General features: G+C 61.9%; 16 protein-coding genes. 4 read left to right on the top strand and 12 right to left on the bottom strand.

The window, feature by feature from the left end:
* Nucleotides 1-4: 4 nt before the first annotated feature.
* Nucleotides 5-1099 (bottom strand): terpene synthase family protein, encoded by a 1095-nt coding sequence (locus tag ACO1XS_RS19895; RefSeq protein ID WP_486391491.1) that lies wholly within the window; start codon nucleotides 1097-1099, stop codon nucleotides 5-7.
* Nucleotides 1100-1247: 148 nt separating this feature from the next.
* Between ACO1XS_RS19895 and ACO1XS_RS19890 the strand changes: the two genes are divergently transcribed.
* Together ACO1XS_RS19890 and ACO1XS_RS19885 are read left to right on the top strand one after the other, a co-directional pair.
* The gene (locus ACO1XS_RS19890) at nucleotides 1248-2450 is read left to right on the top strand and encodes a cytochrome P450 (RefSeq protein ID WP_486391490.1); all 1203 of its coding nucleotides are present in this window, start codon (nucleotides 1248-1250) and stop codon (nucleotides 2448-2450) included.
* Between the two features lie 8 nt (nucleotides 2451-2458).
* Entirely contained in the window at nucleotides 2459-3916 is a 1458-nt protein-coding gene (locus tag ACO1XS_RS19885) for an FAD-binding oxidoreductase (protein ID WP_331572656.1), read from the top strand.
* A gap of 36 nt (nucleotides 3917-3952) precedes the next feature.
* On the opposite strand, the gene aptA is transcribed toward ACO1XS_RS19885, so the two are convergent.
* On the bottom strand, nucleotides 3953-5278 hold the full coding sequence (aptA, locus tag ACO1XS_RS19880; protein ID WP_486391489.1) for an omega-aminotransferase AptA: 1326 nt from the start codon (nucleotides 5276-5278) through the stop codon (nucleotides 3953-3955).
* Between the two features lie 114 nt (nucleotides 5279-5392).
* On the opposite strand from aptA, the gene ACO1XS_RS19875 reads away from it, so the two are divergent.
* A complete protein-coding gene (locus ACO1XS_RS19875) occupies nucleotides 5393-6796 on the top strand; it encodes an aminotransferase-like domain-containing protein (RefSeq protein WP_486391488.1) in 1404 nt (467 codons plus the stop codon).
* A 55-nt stretch (nucleotides 6797-6851) separates the two neighbouring features.
* On the opposite strand, the gene ACO1XS_RS19870 is transcribed toward ACO1XS_RS19875, so the two are convergent.
* The 10 genes from ACO1XS_RS19870 to ACO1XS_RS19825 all read right to left on the bottom strand — a co-directional run bounded on the left by ACO1XS_RS19870 (nucleotide 6852) and on the right by ACO1XS_RS19825 (nucleotide 17165).
* Nucleotides 6852-7562, bottom strand: a complete 711-nt coding sequence (locus tag ACO1XS_RS19870; protein ID WP_331572649.1) for a GntR family transcriptional regulator — start codon at nucleotides 7560-7562, stop codon at nucleotides 6852-6854.
* 129 nt (nucleotides 7563-7691) lie between these two features.
* Nucleotides 7692-8729 carry a proline racemase family protein gene (locus ACO1XS_RS19865; protein WP_331572647.1) on the bottom strand — a complete coding sequence of 346 codons (1038 nt, stop codon included), beginning with the start codon at nucleotides 8727-8729 and terminating at the stop codon, nucleotides 7692-7694.
* A complete protein-coding gene (locus tag ACO1XS_RS19860) occupies nucleotides 8726-10222 on the bottom strand; it encodes an aldehyde dehydrogenase family protein (RefSeq protein ID WP_486391487.1) in 1497 nt (498 codons plus the stop codon). Before ACO1XS_RS19860 ends, ACO1XS_RS19865 begins: the two co-directional genes overlap by 4 nt.
* 12 nt (nucleotides 10223-10234) lie before the next feature.
* Nucleotides 10235-11527, bottom strand: a complete 1293-nt coding sequence (locus tag ACO1XS_RS19855; protein WP_486391486.1) for an NAD(P)/FAD-dependent oxidoreductase — start codon at nucleotides 11525-11527, stop codon at nucleotides 10235-10237.
* Between the two features lie 72 nt (nucleotides 11528-11599).
* Entirely contained in the window at nucleotides 11600-12478 is an 879-nt protein-coding gene (locus tag ACO1XS_RS19850) for a dihydrodipicolinate synthase family protein (protein ID WP_331572641.1), read from the bottom strand.
* 27 nt (nucleotides 12479-12505) lie between these two features.
* Nucleotides 12506-13171, bottom strand: coding sequence for an amino acid ABC transporter permease (locus ACO1XS_RS19845; protein ID WP_331572639.1), 666 nt, complete (start codon nucleotides 13169-13171; stop codon nucleotides 12506-12508).
* A gap of 10 nt (nucleotides 13172-13181) precedes the next feature.
* Nucleotides 13182-13853: an amino acid ABC transporter permease gene (locus tag ACO1XS_RS19840; RefSeq protein WP_331572637.1), complete on the bottom strand. Its 672-nt coding sequence runs from the start codon at nucleotides 13851-13853 to the stop codon at nucleotides 13182-13184.
* Between the two features lie 10 nt (nucleotides 13854-13863).
* On the bottom strand, nucleotides 13864-14691 hold the full coding sequence (locus tag ACO1XS_RS19835; protein WP_331572635.1) for an amino acid ABC transporter ATP-binding protein: 828 nt from the start codon (nucleotides 14689-14691) through the stop codon (nucleotides 13864-13866).
* 316 nt (nucleotides 14692-15007) lie between these two features.
* On the bottom strand, nucleotides 15008-16150 hold the full coding sequence (locus tag ACO1XS_RS19830; RefSeq protein ID WP_486391485.1) for a porin: 1143 nt from the start codon (nucleotides 16148-16150) through the stop codon (nucleotides 15008-15010).
* Nucleotides 16151-16328: 178 nt separating this feature from the next.
* Nucleotides 16329-17165, bottom strand: coding sequence for a substrate-binding periplasmic protein (locus tag ACO1XS_RS19825; protein WP_486391484.1), 837 nt, complete (start codon nucleotides 17163-17165; stop codon nucleotides 16329-16331).
* Nucleotides 17166-17630: 465 nt separating this feature from the next.
* Between ACO1XS_RS19825 and ACO1XS_RS19820 the strand changes: the two genes are divergently transcribed.
* Nucleotides 17631-18164: a hypothetical protein gene (locus ACO1XS_RS19820; protein WP_486391483.1), complete on the top strand. Its 534-nt coding sequence runs from the start codon at nucleotides 17631-17633 to the stop codon at nucleotides 18162-18164.
* Nucleotides 18165-18232: the final 68 nt, after the last annotated feature.

The following is an 18232-nucleotide window of genomic DNA, read 5'->3' as shown; positions in this document are numbered from 1 at the left end:
CGCGCTACTCGCCCATGCTCAGCAGATCTTCGAGATAGGGCGCCCCCAGTGTCGCATCGGCATCGTATCGTATCGTTTGCAAGCCCCAATCCAGGTGACCTCGCATCCAGTGATGCAATCCCTGTATATACCGGTCGACGGCATCGCGTGAATGACCGCCGAGATCCGTTGCGGATATTCTTTGGCGCGACGCATCGAAATCGGCGATACGCAATGCAATCCGCTCAACCACCTTCTGCAATGCCGTTGGTTCATCGCATCCTGTCTGGTGCTCTAGAACGATGACGAGATTGTGCACATCGCCATGCGCCCGCTCTTTGGCAACGGTGAGCAAATCGTCGCTCCAGCAGACGACATCGGCACATGCGGTCCGAGCTTCGAGCAGCAGCGGATGGCTGCGAACATCGTCCGGCAGCGGCGCATCAGCCACATATTCGAGCAGATCGAGCGACGGCCAGATCGCGCCCGCGTGACGACGGTTGGGCACGAACTCGTGGATCGGCGGTATGCGGCCATGCCCTCGATTTGCCGCTTCCCACTCGCAGCCGGAAAGGTAGCCCAAATAATGCCGCGCGAACACAGCGCGCCAATGCTCCGTCATGCGCCCAGCCAGCCGGTACCAGATGTCCCGCAGGGCGCTAACGAGGGGCAGGCACGACGACGGTTCTCGGGCCGGACTCACCGACCGCGCGCCGTCTTCGAGGCGCACCGCTGTCCTTCCCGTCATTTCGCCCGCCATCGCAATGAAGGGCCGCAGGCGGTCTCTGACGAGTTGCAGCTCTCTTCCTGTTTCGCCCTCATCCAGTTGATCGTCGATCAGAAAGAGCCAGCCAATCCAGGCGGTTGCCGTCTGAAGCCGATCCTGATCGATGGCAGTGGAATAAACGCGGCCTGCCAGGGCACCGGCAGCGGTCTTGCGGAACCGGTCCCGGGCAACTTTCGAGCGCGTGAGCCCGAATGCGACGGCCCATTCCCGAACCCACGCTTCGGCTTGCCCGGTCCATACACTGACCGGCGATCGATTTGTGCCCAGCGCTTCGAGGAGCGTTCGAGCCGCCTGCATTTCGTCACGCACACTTGCCACCGTCCGGGAATTCACGCGTGCTCAGTATGCTTCGAGGGTTAGGACTGCGAACGAATCAAAGCCGTAGGTGAATCTCCGCGGCGAGCCGCAAGCTACGATTGCGCGCGCGTGCAATTCCCGACCATGGAGATACAGTGCAAGTCGACTGGACAGGAGCGATTTCATGGCGCAGACATCGTCATACAGCCTCGATCAGCGCCTCGCGGGCTTCAGCACCTATGAAACGACGCCCGACGAAGCATTGGCATTATTTCGTGAAGCCCGGGCGTCCGGACGCTCCGTGTTCTGGAGCGACACGCAAGGGGGCCACTATGTGTTTCTCGACCACGCCGACGTCAAGGCAGCGCACATCGATTGGGAAACCTACCGTTCCGGCCCACAGGTGCTGCGCCCGCTGGCCGAGCGGCCAAGATTTCCGCCGATCGAATACGATCCGCCCGAACATGCGTCGTGGCGCAAATTATTTGCGGAGGTATTGAACCCCGATACGGCAACGCTTCACGAAGCGGCTGTACGGGAGGACGTGGAAGAACTACTCGACGACGTCGCTCGGCGCGGGACATTCGATCTGCAAGCGGATTTCGCGGAGCAGGTTCCGTTGCTCGCGCTGTGTCATCTGATCGGCTTCGACAAGACCAAGCGCAGCGAAGTCCGACGCTATACGGTCGAACTGCATGCTGCTTCTGGAGACCCTCATAGAGCAGCCGCGGCCTTCCAGGCGTTTGCCGAGTTTGGTCTCGAAGAGGTTCATGCGCGGCTCCAGGAACCGCGCGATGACTTCCTGACCAAGCTGGCGCATGCGCGGCTGGGCGACCGGCCGCTGACCGCGATGGAAGTGGGCGCGACGATGAACAGTCTTCTGAACGCGGGCCACGGCACAACGGTCAGTGGGCTGACAAGCCTTTTATGGGAAGTGCTGCGCTCCCCTGCCATACGAAGCCGGTTGATCGAAGATCCCTTCCTCATCCCATTCGCGGTTGAGGAATCGATGCGGCTGCATACACCTTTTTTCGGCATCTATCGGATGACTACCCGAGATGTGACGGTAGGTGGCGTCGATATCCCGGCCGGCAGCTCGGTGCAACTGATGTGGGCGGCCGCCAATCGCGATCCGAAGGTGTTCCGGGACCCCGATACATTCGATCTCGATCGCGACCTCGGCAGTAACCGATTGCTGACCTTCGGTTTCGGGATACACGCCTGCATGGGTCAGCCGATGGCTCGCATGGAGATGAACGTGGCGCTAGGTGCGCTGTTGCGGAGGCTGCCGGACATCGAGCTCATAGCACCCGATGCGGTCAAGCACGAATTTGCCGGTTCGGAGACCGCCCTGATCAAATCGCTGCCCGCTCGGATCGTTCAATGACTCGACCCATGTCTTCGAAGACGTTTTCAGACTTCCCTCCCGCGGGCTTCAAAGGTGTCGTCTTGCGTCCGGGCGACCCGGGATATGCCGAGGCCCGGGCGCTACCCAACGCTCGATATGCGACGCGTCAGCCTGCGCTGATCGCGCGCTGCCGCGATATCGAGGACATCGTGATGGCGGTCGAGTACTGCGCCGGGCGCGGCGAACCGATCGCCATTCGCAGCGGCGGGCATGCGATCGACGGGCACGCGATGCCGCACGATGCATTTGTCATCGATATGTCGTTGATGAAGCACATCGAGGTCGATCCACAGACCGGCGTCACGACGATCGAAGCGGGAGTGCTGCTCGGCGAGATGGACGCGGCGACGCAACGACACGGGTACGTCGTGCCCTCTGGTACCGTTTCGACCACCGGCGCGGCTGGCCTGACACTGGGCGGAGGTATCGGCTACCTGACGCGGCGATTCGGCATGACAGTCGACAATCTTCTCTCGGTCGATGTCGTGACCGTCGACGGCCGCAGGCTGAGCGCGTCGGCGAAAGAAAACCCGGAACTGTTCTGGGGACTGCGCGGCGCCGGGCACAATCTCGCAATCGCCACGTCGTTCACCTATCGGGCGCACAAGGTAGGACCCGAGATCGCGAGCGGGCTGATCGTCTATCCCATCGAGGCTGCGGTGCCCATCCTCGGCCGAATCGACGAAGTCATGCTCGCCGCCCCGCGCGAGCTTACGCTGTACCCTGTGATTCTGCCGGCGCCACCGCTACCCGGGCTGCCTCCGCATATGATCGGGGTACCGATCTTCGTGCTGATCGTGGTCTACACAGGCGAATCGGCGAAGTATGAAGAAGCGCTCACAGGAGTGCGGCCGTTGGCACGCCCGCTTGCCGACATGGTTCGCCCATCGTCGTGGCTGGAAGCGAATTCGCTCCTCGATGTGTTGGCACCGCCGGGCCGCCGCCAGCATAGCCGCGGCGGATACCTGGCGGCGATCACCCCCGAGATCGCCCAGACTGCCGTCGATCTCGTATCGCGCGCGCCGGCACCGACCGGGCCCGGCCCGAGCGTCGCGATTGCTTTTCCTTGTCTGGGTGGCGCGAACTTCGACGTTGGCGAGGATGCGATGGCGTACTCGCGCGAAGGTGCCTATTGGCTCTGGGAAGTGCTAGGGCAATGGGACACGCCCGATGAAGACGCGCAGTACGAGGGTTGGGTGGACGGTGTGATGAACGCACTGAACCCGTATTCGCTGCGAACCGGGTACGTCAATTTGTCGACCGACCGTGGCGCCGAATGGTTACGCAACCTCTACGGCTCTCCCGAGAAATGGCAACGCCTGTGCGCGCTCAAGTCCGAATTCGACCCGCGCAACCTGCTGTCGTACAACAAGAACATCGCCCGAGCCCAAGCGGCTGCCGCATCGCTGCGCGCAGCCGGCGTTGCCTGGTCCCGGGAAAGGTAGCGACGATACGGGCCGCGCACGGCGGCCCATTTTCGATCAGCCGACCTGGCGCAGCGCGTCACCAACCGTCGAAAAGATCTGGTCGATCTGCCGCTCGTCGACGATCAACGGCGGCGAGAAAGCCAGGATATCGCCTGTATAACGGACGAGCACGCCGGCTTCGAAGCACTTCACGAAAACGTCGTAAGCGCGCGCCCCTGGCGCATCCGCCCGCGATTCGAGTTCGATTCCGGCGACCAGGCCAAGGTTGCGGATGTCCTTGACGTGCGGCGAGTTGCGCAATTCGTGCACCGCATCCTCGAACGCGCCCGACAATTCCTTCGCGCGCTCGAAGAGCCGCTCACGCTTGTAAATGTCCAGCGTGGCGATCGCGGCGGCCGCCGCCGACGGATGGGCCGAGTAGGTGTAGCCGTGGAAAAACTCGATCGCATTGGCGGCCCCGGCATTGATCACCGCGTCGTGAACGGCACGGCTCGCCGCAACGGCACCCATCGGGATCGCCGCGTTGTTGATCGCCTTGGCCATCGTCAGCAGATCTGGTGTCACGCCGAAGTATTCGCTCGCGGTTGGCGCGCCAAGACGGCCGAAGCCCGTGATGACCTCGTCGAAGATGAGCAGGATGCCGTACTTGGTACAAATGTCGCGCAGCCGTTGCAGGTAGCCTTTGGGCGGCACCAGCACGCCGGTCGATCCGGCGAGCGGCTCCACGATGACAGCCGCAATCGTCGAGGCATCGTGCAGCGTAACGAGCCGCTCCAGTTCGTCGGCGAGATGCGCACCCCAGGTCGGCTGGCCGCGGGTGAAGGCGCATTCTGCGATATTGAGCGTGTGCGGCAAATGATCGACATGCGGCATCAGATTGCCGGAGAACGCCTTGCGGTTGGGCGCGATACCTCCAACCGAAATGCCGCCGAAGCCGACGCCGTGATAACCGCGTTCGCGCCCGATGAAGCGGGTGCGCTGACCTTCGCCGCGCGCACGGTGATAGGCGAGCGCGATTTTCAGGGCCGTATCGACCGATTCGGAACCCGAATTGGTGAAGAAAATCCGGTCCAGGCCGGCCGGCATGAAGTCGGCCACTTTCGATGCCGCTTCGAACGCGAGCGGATGGCCCATCTGGAACGTCGGCGCGTAGTCCATCGTCGCCAACTGGCGGGAGACCGCTTCGGTGATTTCGGCGCGACCGTGCCCCGCATTCACGCACCACAGCCCCGCCGTTGCGTCGAGCACGAAGCGATCGTCGACCGTCGTGTAGTACATGCCCTTGGCGGCCTTGAACAGACGCGGCGCGGTCTTGAATTGGCGATTTGCCGTAAAGGGCATCCAGAAATTGGAAAGATTCGGGTTTTCCATTGCGCTCATTCTATGTCTCCATCGATGTGCGACCGACTTTAGCGACTGTGCAGGCTACAATCACTGGACAGCAAAAAACGAATACTCAGACCGTACTGGTTTTTTCGTCCCGACTGTATTGAAATGTTCAAGCTGAATTTATCCCGGTCCCGGAAAGACGAAGGTACGCTGGTCGAGCAGATCGTTTCGTCGGTCAGGCAGGAACTCAAGAACGCCACCTACCCCGCGGGCACTGCGCTCCCGTCGGTACGCGCGCTCGCCAAGTCGTACAACCTCAGCACCTATACGGTATCCGAAGCGTATCAGCGGCTCGTCTCGCTCGGTTTGATCGTGGCGCGCGCAGGCGCGGGCTACCGCGTCGCAACCCCGGTGGGTCGGGCGCCCGCCGCGCCGGCATGGCATGCGCCGAGCCTGAACGGAGCCTGGTTGCTCTCGGATGTTTTCGCCGATCAATCGATACCGATCAAGGCCGGCAGCGGCTGGATACCGAACGATTGGGTCAACGAGAGCGGTCTGCAGCATGCGCTGCGTGTGGTGAGCCGCACGCCGGGCGCGCGCATCGGCGGTTACGGGCATCCTTATGGTCTGGGCGCCCTTCGCGAATACATCAGCGGATCGTTGCGCCGCTATTCGCTGTCCGTCGGCACTGCGGACGTCCTGCTGACACAAGGCGTCACGCAGGGGCTGGACCTGATCGTACGGACGTTGCTGCAGCCGGGCGATACCGTCGTCGTCGAGGATCCTTGCTACTGCAATTTGCTGCAGATCCTGAAGGTCGCGTTCATCAATGTGGTCAGCGTGACCCGCACGGCGGAAGGCATCGATACGGAAGAACTCGAAACCGTTATCCGCGAGCATCGCCCCAAAGGCATATTCGTCAACACGGCGCTGCAAAACCCATCGGGCACGTCGCTCAGCGCGGCATCCGCGTTCCGCTTGCTGCAGATCGCCGATCGCGAAGGTTTATGGGTCGTCGAAGACGACATCTCGCGCGAACTCGCGCCGCCCGGCGCGCCGTGTCTCGCCGCGATGGAAGGATTGCGGCGCGTGATCTATCTGTCGGGATTCTCGAAGACGATTACGCCGGCTGCGCGCGTCGGCTACATCGCCGCCAACCGCGAGCTCATTTCAAAGCTCGCACTGACGAAGATGGTCGTGGGGCTGACGTCTTCCGAAGTCACGGAAAGAATGGTGGCCAATGTGCTGATCGAAGGACACTACGATCGTCACACGGCTCATATACGCGAGCGGCTGTTCAATGCGCATGCGAGCGTGGCCGAATCGATGCTGAGCTCAGGGCTCGAAATCTTTCATACCCCCAACGCCGGGCTTTTCCTGTGGGCGAAGCTGCCCATCCGGCCCGACGAGAGTTTGGCCGTTGCGACCGAAGCGCTGACCAAGGGAATCTGGCTCGCACCCGGATCGTATTTCCGCCCGGCCGAGGCCGAATCGGCCTGGTTCAGATTCAATGCGGCGACATCCGATGTGCCCGAGCTGTGGGAGTTCATCCGTGGGCTTGCGGCATAGCGTTCGGGGACCGAAAGCGGACGATGCCTCCCGCCAAGGCCGATTCGTTGAATCGCTACACGATGGCCATCGATTCGGTCATGTTCTGCCGCATATAGTCGAGGAACCGCTTCTGAAACAACATCGTGTGCTCGTGCGCGGCTTTTTCGGCAGCGTCCGCGTCGCGCCTCGCGATGGCCTCGATCATCTCGTTATGGTCCCGATCGAGCTTCGAGGCCGTGGGCGAGTTGACCGTGAAATCGAAATGCAAATGCAGCAGCCGCTGTCCTTCGCCGAGTAGCCGTTCGTAGTAGCCGACAAAATACGGATTGTTTGCCGCGTGCGCGATAGCCATATGAAACGCTTTGTTCGTCTCCGACATCGCCTGGAAATCACCGCTTTCGACCGCTTCCATGTAGACATCGTCAGCCTTGCGGATTTTGCCCAGATCCGCTTCGGTCCGCTGCGTCGCGGCCAATCGCGTCACGGCCCGCTGCATGAGATCCAACGCCGAAATGTACTTCGGAAACTCCTCGATTTCGAACGGCGTCACGAGCGTCGTTCGGTTCGGCAAAATCGTGACGAGCCCTTCGCTGATCAATCGGGCCAGCGCATCGCGCACGGGCGAGCGCGACAAGCCGAACTGCTCGGCCAGAGAGATCTCATCCAGCTGGGCGCCCGGCTTGAGCTTGAGCGTCAGAATCTGCTTGCGCAGTTCTTCATAGACGTACCGCCCGCCGTGCCGGCGCACGCCACCTTCCGCTTCCTTCGTCGCTTTGCTCGTCACACCCGTCTCTCCATCATCGATCCGCTGATCCAGCATGCGTTTCAGTGTAGCACTGCACAAACTCGACAGTGACTCGGAGCCGGGTCCGATGTAGCCGCGATGCGCCGTCGATAGCCATCGCGTTCGCCCTTACGCCAGCAAATGAACCTGCGGCCCCCAGGTGTCGGACAGCGCGAATCCATCCGGAAACGGGTCATCGTCGGACCACCGGAGCTGTTCCCGGCCATAGACGAATGCCCGTCCCGTGATACGCGGCAATATCGCGCGGCGACCGCCCACTTCGGTTTCGCCGATCGCTTCCGCGACAAATTCGCCGCCGATGATCGAGCGCGACGTACGGCGGTCTCCGACCGCGATAGCCCCACGCGCGAACAATGTCGCGAGGTTCGCCGAGCTGCCGGTACCGCATGGCGAACGATCGACGCGGCCCGGCTTGAGCGTCGTACAGGTGCGCACGGCACCATCAGGCTCGCGGCCGCGAAACATGACGTAGGCGATTTCGTCGACGCCCGTCAGTGTCGGGTGCCGCACCTCGATCTGGCCCGCAAGCAGCGCTTTCAGTTCGATGCCTGCCTCGGCCAGGGCGCGCGCGTTGCCTGGCACGATATCGAGCCCGATCTGCTGCGCATCGACCAGCGCGTAATAGACGCCACCGAACGCGACATCGACTTCGATACGCCCCCAGCGTGGCGTCTCGATCGGCCGGTCCAGTAACTCGGCGAAGCACGGCACGTTGTCGAGGCTGACCGAAAGGCACCGACCATTACGGCAAGCCGCCCGCGCGACGATGAGGCCCGCCGGCGTATCGAGCCGGACCACCGCCTCCGGCTCCTGCATCGGCACGCGTCCGCTTTCGAGCAGCGCCGTGACGACGCAGATGCAGTTGCTGCCCGACATCGGATGCGCACGGTCGGCCTGCAATACGATGAAGCCGGCGTCGGCGTCCGGACGGGTCGGCGCGACGAGCAGATTGACGGACATCGCGGCGTTCGCGCGCGGCTCGAACGTGACGAAGCGGCGCAGGCTGTCGTCGACCGTGTTGATGTGATTCATCTTGTCCAGCAGGGTCGCGCCCGGAATCTCGGGTGCGCCGCCGACGATGACTTTGCCGATCTCGCCCTGGCAATGCACCTCGAGCAGATCCAGCGAGCGTTCCCAATTCATCATTCGCTCCGTTCGGACTTGATGTACCAACCCCATGGCTGGTCGCTTTCATAACGCGTAATCTGCTTGATTTCGAGGTAGTTGTTCAAGCCCCACTCGCCCAGTTCGCGGCCTATGCCGCTTTGCTTGTAGCCGCCCCACGGTGCCTCGGTGAACGTGGGCTGCGAGCAGTTGATCCAGACGATACCGGCACGCATGAGGCGTGCGACGCGCTCGCAGCGCGCGAGATCGCTCGACATGACCGCCGCCGCGAGGCCAAAGCGGGAATCGTTCGCACTCCGGACGGCCTCGGCTTCATCGTCGAACGGCCGCACGCAGACGACAGGACCGAAGATCTCTTCGCGCCAGATCCAGCTGTCCTCGGACACATCGGCCAACACCACGGGCTCGATGAAGTAGCCTTTGGCCAGATGCGCCGGGCGTTCGCCGCCCGTCAGGCGTCGCGCGCCTTCGGCTTCGCCGCGCGCGATTGCCTCGCGCACCTTATCGTATTGCCCCCGGGAGACGAGCGGCCCGAGCAGCACGTCTTGCTGAAGGCCATCGCCAATGGTGATCTTTCGCGCTTGCTCGGTCAGGCGTTCGAGCAACGGCGCGTAGAGCTTGCGTTGCACGAGCACGCGTGACGTAGCCGAGCAAACTTCGCCCTGATTCCAGAAAATGCCGAACATGATCCACTCGACGGCGGCTTCGATATCGCTATCGTCGAATACGATGAACGGCGACTTGCCGCCCAACTCGAGGCTCACGTTCTTGATGTCGCGCGCCGCGGACTGCATGATGCGGCTGCCTGTCGGCACGCTGCCTGTGAACGCGAGCTTGTCGACGCCCGGATGTTCAGCGAGCGGCGCGCCCGCATCTTGCCCGAGCCCGGTCACGACATTCAGCACGCCGCGCGGCAGCCCTGCCTTCGACGCGATGCCCGCCAATTCGAGTGCCGTCAGCGGTGTGAGCTCCGACGGCTTGAGCACCATCGTGCACCCCGCCGCAAGAGCGGGCGCAACCTTCCAGGCGGCCATCAGCATCGGGAAATTCCACGGGATGATTGCGCCGGCCACACCAATCGGCTCCTTTCGCGCGATCGAGCTGAAACGACCGTCGGCGAGCGCGACCGGCTTTTCGGCATTGGCATCGAGCGCTTCCGCCAGACCGGCATAGAACTCGAAGCAGCCGGCCGCATCGCCGAGATCCCACAGCGCTTCGGGTAACGGTTTGCCGTTGTCCCGGACTTCGATTTGAGCCAGCTCGTCCAGGCGCTCGCGGATTCCTGCCGCGATTTTCCTCAATATCGCGCCCCGCTCGGCTCCGCTCATGCGCGGCCAGGGACCTTCGTCGAAAGCCTCGCGCGCGGCGCCCACCGCGAGGTCGACATCCTCGGCCGTCGCGGCCGCCACATCAGCGAGAACGGTTTCGTCGCTCGGATTGACGGTTTGGAATGTGCCACCCTCGACAGGCTTTACCCATTCGCCGTCGATGAATAGTCGGTCGTACGATTTCATGAATGTCTCTTTTCAAGCGAACCGATAGGCGCTGAACGGCGCCAGGTCCTGTTTGGTGGGGCGGCCTGCAACCAGATCGGCAATCAGCCGCCCCGTAGTCGCACCGAGCGTCAAACCGAGCTGCCCATGCCCAAATGCCATGAAGACATTCGGCAGGCGGCGCGATCCATCGATGACGGGCTTCGTATCCGGCAGGAACGGGCGATAGCCGACACCGTATTCGAGCCTGTCCGTACGCAGTTCTGGCAGGACCCGCCGAGCCTTTGCGAGGATGATCTCGGCCCGCTTGAAGTTCGGCTTCGCGTTGCGGCCGGCGAACTCGATCGTGCCTCCAATCTGCAAGCCTCGCGTCATCGGGCTGAAACAGAAGCCGCCGTCCGCATAAATGACGGAATGGCGAATATCGACGCCCGGCTCTGGTAGCAACGCCTGATATCCGGCGATGCCTTCCAGCGGCACACGCACGCCCAGCGCATCGAAGAAACGGCGGGAGCCGGTCCCGGCCGCAACGACGACGTGACTGGCCGCAACGCGTTCGCCGTTGGCAAGCGTGACGCCGGTCGCATGCCCGGACGACTCATCGATACGCGTCGCTTCCGTGCGAACGCGGCGTCCGCCCTGTGCGACGAAACTGGCGGTCAGCGCGGCGATAAAGCCTTCTGTATCGCTCACCGCGCGCCAATCGGGAAACAGGATGCCATGAGAGAAGCGGCCAGCCAGCGCCGGTTCGAGATCGCCGATCTCCGCTGCGTTCAGCCGCTGGGATGCGAAGCCGAGCGAGGCGCGCAGCTCCAGATGCGGCCGCTCGTGCTCGAGGCCCGCCGGCGTATCGAATACTTCGATGATCGGCTGTTCGCCCATCAGCGTCTTGTCTTCGCAGGCATCGATGAGCGGAGCGAAGTCCGCGTAGACGTCGTGTGTGAGTGTTGCCATCGCCTTCGCGATATCGACGATCTTCGAATGGCGCGCGCACAGGACGAATCGCAAGAACCACGGCAAAATGCCGGGCAACGCGCGCGGCCGCAACGCCAGCGGTCCCTCCTGATCCATCAACCAGCCCGGCACCTTCATCAGGATGCCGGGTTTGGATAGCGGAATCACTTCACTCACCGCCATTTGACCGCAGCTCCACTTCGCAGTGCTGTCGCCGGGTGCAGCCGGATCGATCAACGTGACGGCATGCCCGTTGCGCTGCAGGTACAGCGCGCAACATACGCCTACTATCCCGCCGCCGATCACGACGGCGGCGCCCGGCTTGACCGCTGCCCGGGAGAAATCAGCGCGATCACGAGGAATGGCGTTCAATTGACGAACTCCTGCAAGGAAAGATCATGCGCATAAGGCTGCACCGATGCCATCGCCCGCGCTGCCGCTCGATCACGCCCGCGACGCCTCGAACACTGCGCGAAATTCGCCCTTCTCCTCATCGGTGAGCGGCTGCAACGGCATACGCGCGTTGCCGACCTTGAAGCCTGCCAGCTCGCAGCCGTACTTGACCTTCTGAATGAACTTGCCGGCTTCCATGCTGGCCATCACCGGGAACAACGAGCACATGACCGCCTGCGCGCCGCGAATATCGCCGGCCGTGAACTTGTCGTAGAAGTCGACGACTTGCTTCGCAAAACAGTTTGCCGGTCCGCAGATCCAGCTGCTCGCACCCCACAGAAAAAAGTCCAGAGCCTGATCGTCGGAGCCGCACGACAGCTGATAGTCGTCCTTGTACTGGGTGCCGATCTGGATGGCGCGCAGCAAGTTACCGCTGCTTTCCTTGATGCCGATCACGCGCGGGTGATCCTTGAACGCCTCGAGCACACCAAAACCCACTTCGACGTTCGTCCGAACCGGGTAGTTGTACAGAATCACGTTGATGTCCGTCGCTGTATCGAGAATCGCCTGATAGTGGCCGATCAGCTCATCTTGCGAGGGCAGCGCGTAGTACGGCGGCGCGATCAATATGTTGGTATAGCCCGCATCGCGCGTCTGCATGACCTGCTCGATGACTTCGCGCGTCGACGAGCCGTTTGCACCGGCGATCAGCGTACCGCGATTACCGACGACTTCACGCACCGTCTTCAGGACGGCTCGACGCTCTTCGTTCGTGAGCGCGTAATACTCTCCCGTCGACCCGAGCGGAACGAAACCCTTGACGCCGACCGCGAGCTGAAACTCGAGGATATCGGCGAGCGTTTGGTGATCGACCGCGCCCGCTGCATTGAACGGTGTGACAAGAGCGGGAAGGATGCCTTTCAGTTGCATGCGAGTTTCTCCGGATAACGAGAGGAATTAATAGGCGAAGCGCCTGAGCAAGCGCGATTCCACGACGCCGACGAGACGCGTCAGCGGGAATGCCACGACGAAGTAGACGAGCGCGACGGTCGTCAGAAATTCGACCGGGTGCGCCGTGCTGTTCGAGATGTTCTGGCCGACGAACATGAGATCCGCAATGCCGACCGACGAAATGAGCGCGCTTTCCTTGAACAGGCTCACGACATTCGATAGCAGCGGCGGAATTGCGCGCAGCAGCGCCTGCGGAAAAATCACATAGAGAATCTTCACGTGCGGCGTGAGACTCAATGCAATGCAGGCATCGTGCTGCTCGGACGAGATCGACTTCAGCGCGCCGCGAAACGTCTCGCTCGTGATCGCAACCATATAGAGTGTCAGCGAGATCAGCACCGACAGATACGGCGGAATCGGCAGCCGGAAAACGACGGGGAAACAGAAAAACACCCAGAACAGCTGAATCAGCAGCGGCGTGCCGCGGAAGAACTCGACATAGAACGTCGTCACGGCCTTCATCCAGCGAGAAGGCGACATCCGCAGCAGGCTCAGCACGAAGCCGCCGAGACTGCCGACGATCGCGCACGCGCTCGTGAATGCGAGCGTCAACCCGAGGCCCTTCAGCAACACCGCCCAATACGGCGGAACGAGCGAGAAATCGAGATGCATATTCCGCTCCTCAACGCTGGATCGCTGCGTCCTGCCGACGCTCGATCATGTGCACGAGCCGCGCCACCGGCAAGGAAAGGGCAAAATAGATCAACGCCACGACCGAGTAGGTCTCGAGCGGCCGGTACGCTTCGGTCGCGAGGCTTTTCGCGACGTACATCAGATCCGCCACCGCAACGATTGCAACGAGCGCGCTTTGCTGGAGCGTGCCGATTCCATTGGTCATCAGCACCGGCATCGCACTGCGCAGTGCCTGCGGCAGCACGACATAAACAGTGCGCTGCCACGGTTTCAGCCCGAGTGCGACGCAAGCGTCGAGATGCTCCTTCGGAACCGACTGAATGCCCGCGCGATATGCCTCGGCATTGAACGCGGTGAGATTGAGACCGAGCGCGAGCACGCCCATCGTGATCGGATCGATGAAGACATCGACGATCATCGGAATGCAGTAGAAGAACCAGACGATTTGCAGCAGCGCCGGTGTGCAGCGGAAAAATTCGATGAAGAGCTGAGCGGGCCAGCGCACGAACGACCAGCGGCTCATGACGACGAGACACAGCAGGAAGCCGAGCACCACCCCCATGACGTTGGCCGCGATGGCAAGCTCGAGCGTGACCCTCAAACCTTCCAGCAGCTTGCCGAAGCTCCCGGCCAGAAAGCCGAAATCGAAGTGATAGTTCATGGCTTCGACCTCAATCGAGATGCAGGACTTTTTCGAGGAACTCGCGCGTGCGCGCTTCCTTCGGACACTTGAACATTTCCGCGGGCGCCCCTTGCTCGACGATCTTGCCGCCCGCGCAAAACACGACGCGCGTCGCGATATCGCGAGCGAAGTGCATGTCGTGGGTCACGATGATCATCGCCATCTTCTGGTCGGCCAGTTGCAGCATTACGTTCTGCACTTCGATCACCATTTCGGGATCGAGCGCGGACGTCACTTCGTCGAACAGCATCAGCTTCGGTTCGAGCATCAGCGCGCGGGCGATGGCGACGCGCTGCTTCTGTCCTCCCGATAACTGGCTCGGATACGCGTGCAGCTTGCTCTCGAGCCCGAGACGGGCCAGATAGGTGCGTGCGCGTTCGGTCGCCTCGGTCTTCGAAAGGCCCCCCGCTTTGACCGGAGCGAGAACCAGATTGCCGAGCACCGATAAATGCGGGAACAGCGTGTAGTGCTGAAACACCATGCCGATCTGCTTTTGCAGCTTCCCGTCGATGCGTTTCGCGCGCCCCGAATCGGCTCCATGGATGTACGGTCGGCCCTGGAAATCGATCCGGCCGCCCTGCATCCCTTCCAGCCCCATCATCACGCGCAGCAGCGAACTTTTTCCGCTCCCGCTTGGGCCGATGATGACGAGCCGATCATCGGCGCGCATCTCGAGGTCGATTTTGTCCATGACGACAAGATTCGGGCCGTACGACTTATAGACCTCGTGAAACCGAACAAACTCGGCTGCGGACGAGCCGGCGCGGCTTGCCGCTTGAACATGCGCGGGGATAACCACGGATTCAGGTACCGACATGAGGAGTCTCTCCATCGAAGCGCTTGATAGGCGAATCCGTTAGGTCGCCGCCAGCGGGGCACGCACTGCATCGATGGCATTTGGAGCACATACTTGTGCTCTTCATTGCGTGCATCAATGTATGCAATAGTAGGGGACCAAAATCGCGACTGTCAACGTTTGCCTGATCGCCTCAGGGAAATCACTGAGCGGCGGGGCGGCTTGCGTGCGTACGCCCGATGTCCGCGGGCAAAAAAACGCCGCTGGCAAGGCGGCGTAAAGCGCGGAGAGACGCCCCTGTCGAGGCGCCGAAACACTCTCGTTCAAACAGCGGCGCTCAGAATTTGTGGCGGATGGCAACGCGCGTGACGAATTGGTTGCGATTCGACGAAACATCGGCCGCGCCGGGCACGTAGGCGACATCGAGCACCGTCCCGGTCTTGTCGCCGGCCACGTGCTGATAGGCACCCTGCACATAGACGTCCGTGCGCTTCGACAGGTTGTAGTCCGCCATCAAGCCGATCTGGTGATAGGTTGGATGCTCCTTTCCGGTCGTCGCGTTGAAGCTCGCGCGCGTGTAGGTGTACATCCCACCGACGAACAACGCCGGCGTGAACTGGTACTTGCCGTTCACCTCGAAGTTCTGGAAGCGCAGGTTCGAGAGCGTGCCCGCCGTCGGCGTGATGGCTCCCACGTAGCCGGAGCTCGTCGGCTGCACGACGTAGGTGTTCGTGTAGGCAAAGCCGAGGGTAGCCGGGCCGAATGCGTAATTCACACCGGCACCGAAGACGCGCAGGCGCGTGGCGAGGAAGTTCTCGTCGCCGCCGTTGTTGATTGCTCCGCCGGCGCTCGACGACGGATTGTTGGCCTGCAAGTAGGCAGCGGCCACGAGCAGTCCGCCGTTTGCATATTGCGCGCCGAAGCTGTACTGACGGTTGTTCGCGAAGTTCGTGTCGTTGCTGAAGCTATAGGTGCCGCCGAACTGGAAGCCCGAAAGGTTCGGGCTCGCGTACTTGACCGTGTTGTTCACACGGAACGTGTTGTCGGTGTTGTCGTTGTCGTACGGATGCGCGAACAGATAGCCGGCCCAGTTGCCGTTCGCCGTGGTCTGCGCCAGATAGTCGACGAGCGAGTCGTACTGCCGGCCCAGCGTGACAGTGCCCAGCCGGCTGTCCGCGAGACCGACATAGGCTTGCCGGCCGAACATGAGACCACCCTGCCCGAGCCGCCCGTTATTCACGTTGAAGCCGTTCTCCAGCTGGAAGACCGCTTTCAGCCCGCCGCCGAGGTCTTCGGTGCCTTTCAGGCCCCAGCGGCTGCCTTGCGCATAGCCGCTCTGCAGTTCGTACACTTTGCTGCCCTTCACATTGTTCGTGAAGTCGAAACCTTCATCGATCAGACCGTAAAGCGCGACAGTGCTCTGCGCAAATGCGGGAATCGATAGTGCCGCGACGAACGCCGCAAGAATGGTCTTTTTCATTAGGAGTCCAAACTGATATGTCGTTGAGATGGGCATGCGTCGAGCCGTCGCTATCGAGTCATGGGTGACAGCGACGCTCTTGTCCCAGGCTGGCCCTGTGCTCGGAGTGCTTTCTTATATCGAGTCGACGATCGATCTCGCGACCGCGAATACGTCGCTACGCGGCGCGGGACCGATCTCAATTCTTTTGTTGAACCAGCATTTGTTGCACCGACGTCTTGATCAAGCGATTGACCGCGCCGGACTTGACCTGCTTTTCCAGGTAGCCGTTGAGTACGGCCAGATCGGCCGCGGAAGTGTCTTTCCTCACGCCGAACGCCACTTCCTGTTGAGCCAGTGGCGGATTCGGATGAAGAGCAGTCGCCCAGTCCGGATGCGCCTCGGTCAGCAGCATGTTGGTGATATTCGCATCCGCGAGCAGATCCGCGCGCCTCGACATCAATGCCAAACGCGTTTCGTCGTTGCCCGGAAGCCGCATAACTTGCGCGTTCTTCAGCACGGCTGAGATCGCTTTGTCCTGCGCCGTGCCCGACATGACTGCCACGACGACGCCGGATTTGTCGATGTCGCCAAGCGAATGGGTGTCCTTGGGCAGCTTCGGATTGTTCTTGTTGTAGACGAGCGAGACGTTGTAGTCGGTCGCGGCCGTCGAGAACGAAATGGCCTTTTCACGCTCGGGTGTGTCGTTCAGCGCCATCGACAAATCCCACTTGTCCGATTGCAAGCCCGCAACGATGTTGTCCCAGGTGGTGTCGACGAACTCGACTTTGACCTTCAGCACGTTCTGCCCGAAGTCACGGCACAGTTCGGAAAAGAATCCGCTGTACTGCCCCGTCTTTGCATCGCGCATGACATAGGGCGGCGCCACGGCCGCGCCGCAGCGCAACACACCGGCTTTCTTGACGCTTTGCCAGGCGTTGGCGTCCTCGGCCCGCGACGGCGCGCTGCCCATCAACGCAACCGATGCCGCCACACAGAGAAGGAGTTGACGCGAAAAAAGAGACAGCCGAACCATGTTGACCTCTCGAACTAGGGTAATCCCGCAGATGGAGTAATAGCTCTGCCACACATTAATGAGTGCTTCATTGTGTGCAGCATTGGATGCAATCATAGGAAGCCAAAACTTTTTCTGTCAACGGGAGATTGCCCTTAGGTCATCTGCTGGTGCGCGACGCGGAGGCGAACCGCCCGCGCGAAGGGCCGTATCGAGCCTTCGTTGGGCGCTGCTGTGCTTCGCATCGCTCGCTCGAGTGGCCGGTTCTCGCCGATAGGATCAGGACTTCCCACTACGGTTACGGACCGCCACTTGACGTCTTGGTTACCTTGGAACAGGGCCTCCCGGCCCGGACCGGCGCCGCCGCACGATAATAACGAGACGACGTCGAACGATTCCGGGACGCCGACGTCCGCGCCCGCGTCTCATCCTCTCCTGGACCGTTTGCGGCAACTGCCACGGCGCGACCATGGACGTTCACCCTCGGTGGCCGACGCCGCCGATGGTGAAGCCGGCGCAGCGTTGAGGAAGGACGCCGAGCAGGGTCTATACATCTCGCGCCAGGTCGAACACGGCAGTGCGCAACGCTTGCTCGACTTGGTTGACGAAACGCTGCATGGGCAGGGTATATCGACGAGCGAAATGACCTTGGTACCGCCGGACAAGATGCACGTTACGGTCGTACGCAGCCCGAATCCGCTACGCCCTGGCGCGACGCTCGATCCGCTCACCGAGCCGGTGACGATCGATCTGCGGGCAGGCTGTCATCTGGTGCGATTGGGCGACGGCATCGCATTGCGTTTCAACGCGCCCGCCCTCGAGCAGAGGTGGGAAGCCGCGAGAGATAAGGGCGCTGGCTGGGCGTACGGCGGCGGTTATATCGCGCACGTCACCGTTAGCTATGACGCGAAGGGCGCCGAGTTCGAGCCGATCGCCATACATCCCGACCTGGCTCTGACGCTGCTGGGCGAGCGTGCCGAAACCTACGACCCCAACTGGGTCAAGCGGCAGGGTCTGTAGAGACTCGCGCTCCCCCATTTGCCGCGCTGCGCGTAAGCTACGTCCACTTGGCGTTCGGCAAATCGAAT

Source organism: Trinickia sp. (assembly GCF_057351765.1).
The sequence above is the reverse complement of the archived record's forward strand: the minus strand, read 5'-3'. Positions and strand labels throughout refer to the sequence as shown.

Bases quoted from the DNA above. Each gene is read 5' to 3' on its own strand.
- ACO1XS_RS19890 (WP_486391490.1), top strand. From the start codon at position 1,248: ATGGCGCAGACATCGTCATACAGCCTCGATCAGCGCCTCGCGGGCTTC.
- ACO1XS_RS19885 (WP_331572656.1), top strand. From the start codon at position 2,459: ATGTCTTCGAAGACGTTTTCAGACTTCCCTCCCGCGGGCTTCAAAGGT.
- ACO1XS_RS19875 (WP_486391488.1), top strand. From the start codon at position 5,393: ATGTTCAAGCTGAATTTATCCCGGTCCCGGAAAGACGAAGGTACGCTG.
- ACO1XS_RS19825 (WP_486391484.1), bottom strand. From the start codon at position 17,165: ATGGTTCGGCTGTCTCTTTTTTCGCGTCAACTCCTTCTCTGTGTGGCG.
- ACO1XS_RS19865 (WP_331572647.1), bottom strand. From the start codon at position 8,729: ATGATGAATTGGGAACGCTCGCTGGATCTGCTCGAGGTGCATTGCCAG.
- ACO1XS_RS19850 (WP_331572641.1), bottom strand. From the start codon at position 12,478: ATGCAACTGAAAGGCATCCTTCCCGCTCTTGTCACACCGTTCAATGCA.
- ACO1XS_RS19845 (WP_331572639.1), bottom strand. From the start codon at position 13,171: ATGCATCTCGATTTCTCGCTCGTTCCGCCGTATTGGGCGGTGTTGCTG.
- aptA (WP_486391489.1), bottom strand. From the start codon at position 5,278: ATGAGCGCAATGGAAAACCCGAATCTTTCCAATTTCTGGATGCCCTTT.
- ACO1XS_RS19860 (WP_486391487.1), bottom strand. From the start codon at position 10,222: ATGAAATCGTACGACCGACTATTCATCGACGGCGAATGGGTAAAGCCT.
- ACO1XS_RS19830 (WP_486391485.1), bottom strand. From the start codon at position 16,150: ATGAAAAAGACCATTCTTGCGGCGTTCGTCGCGGCACTATCGATTCCC.
- ACO1XS_RS19835 (WP_331572635.1), bottom strand. From the start codon at position 14,691: ATGTCGGTACCTGAATCCGTGGTTATCCCCGCGCATGTTCAAGCGGCA.
- ACO1XS_RS19840 (WP_331572637.1), bottom strand. From the start codon at position 13,853: ATGAACTATCACTTCGATTTCGGCTTTCTGGCCGGGAGCTTCGGCAAG.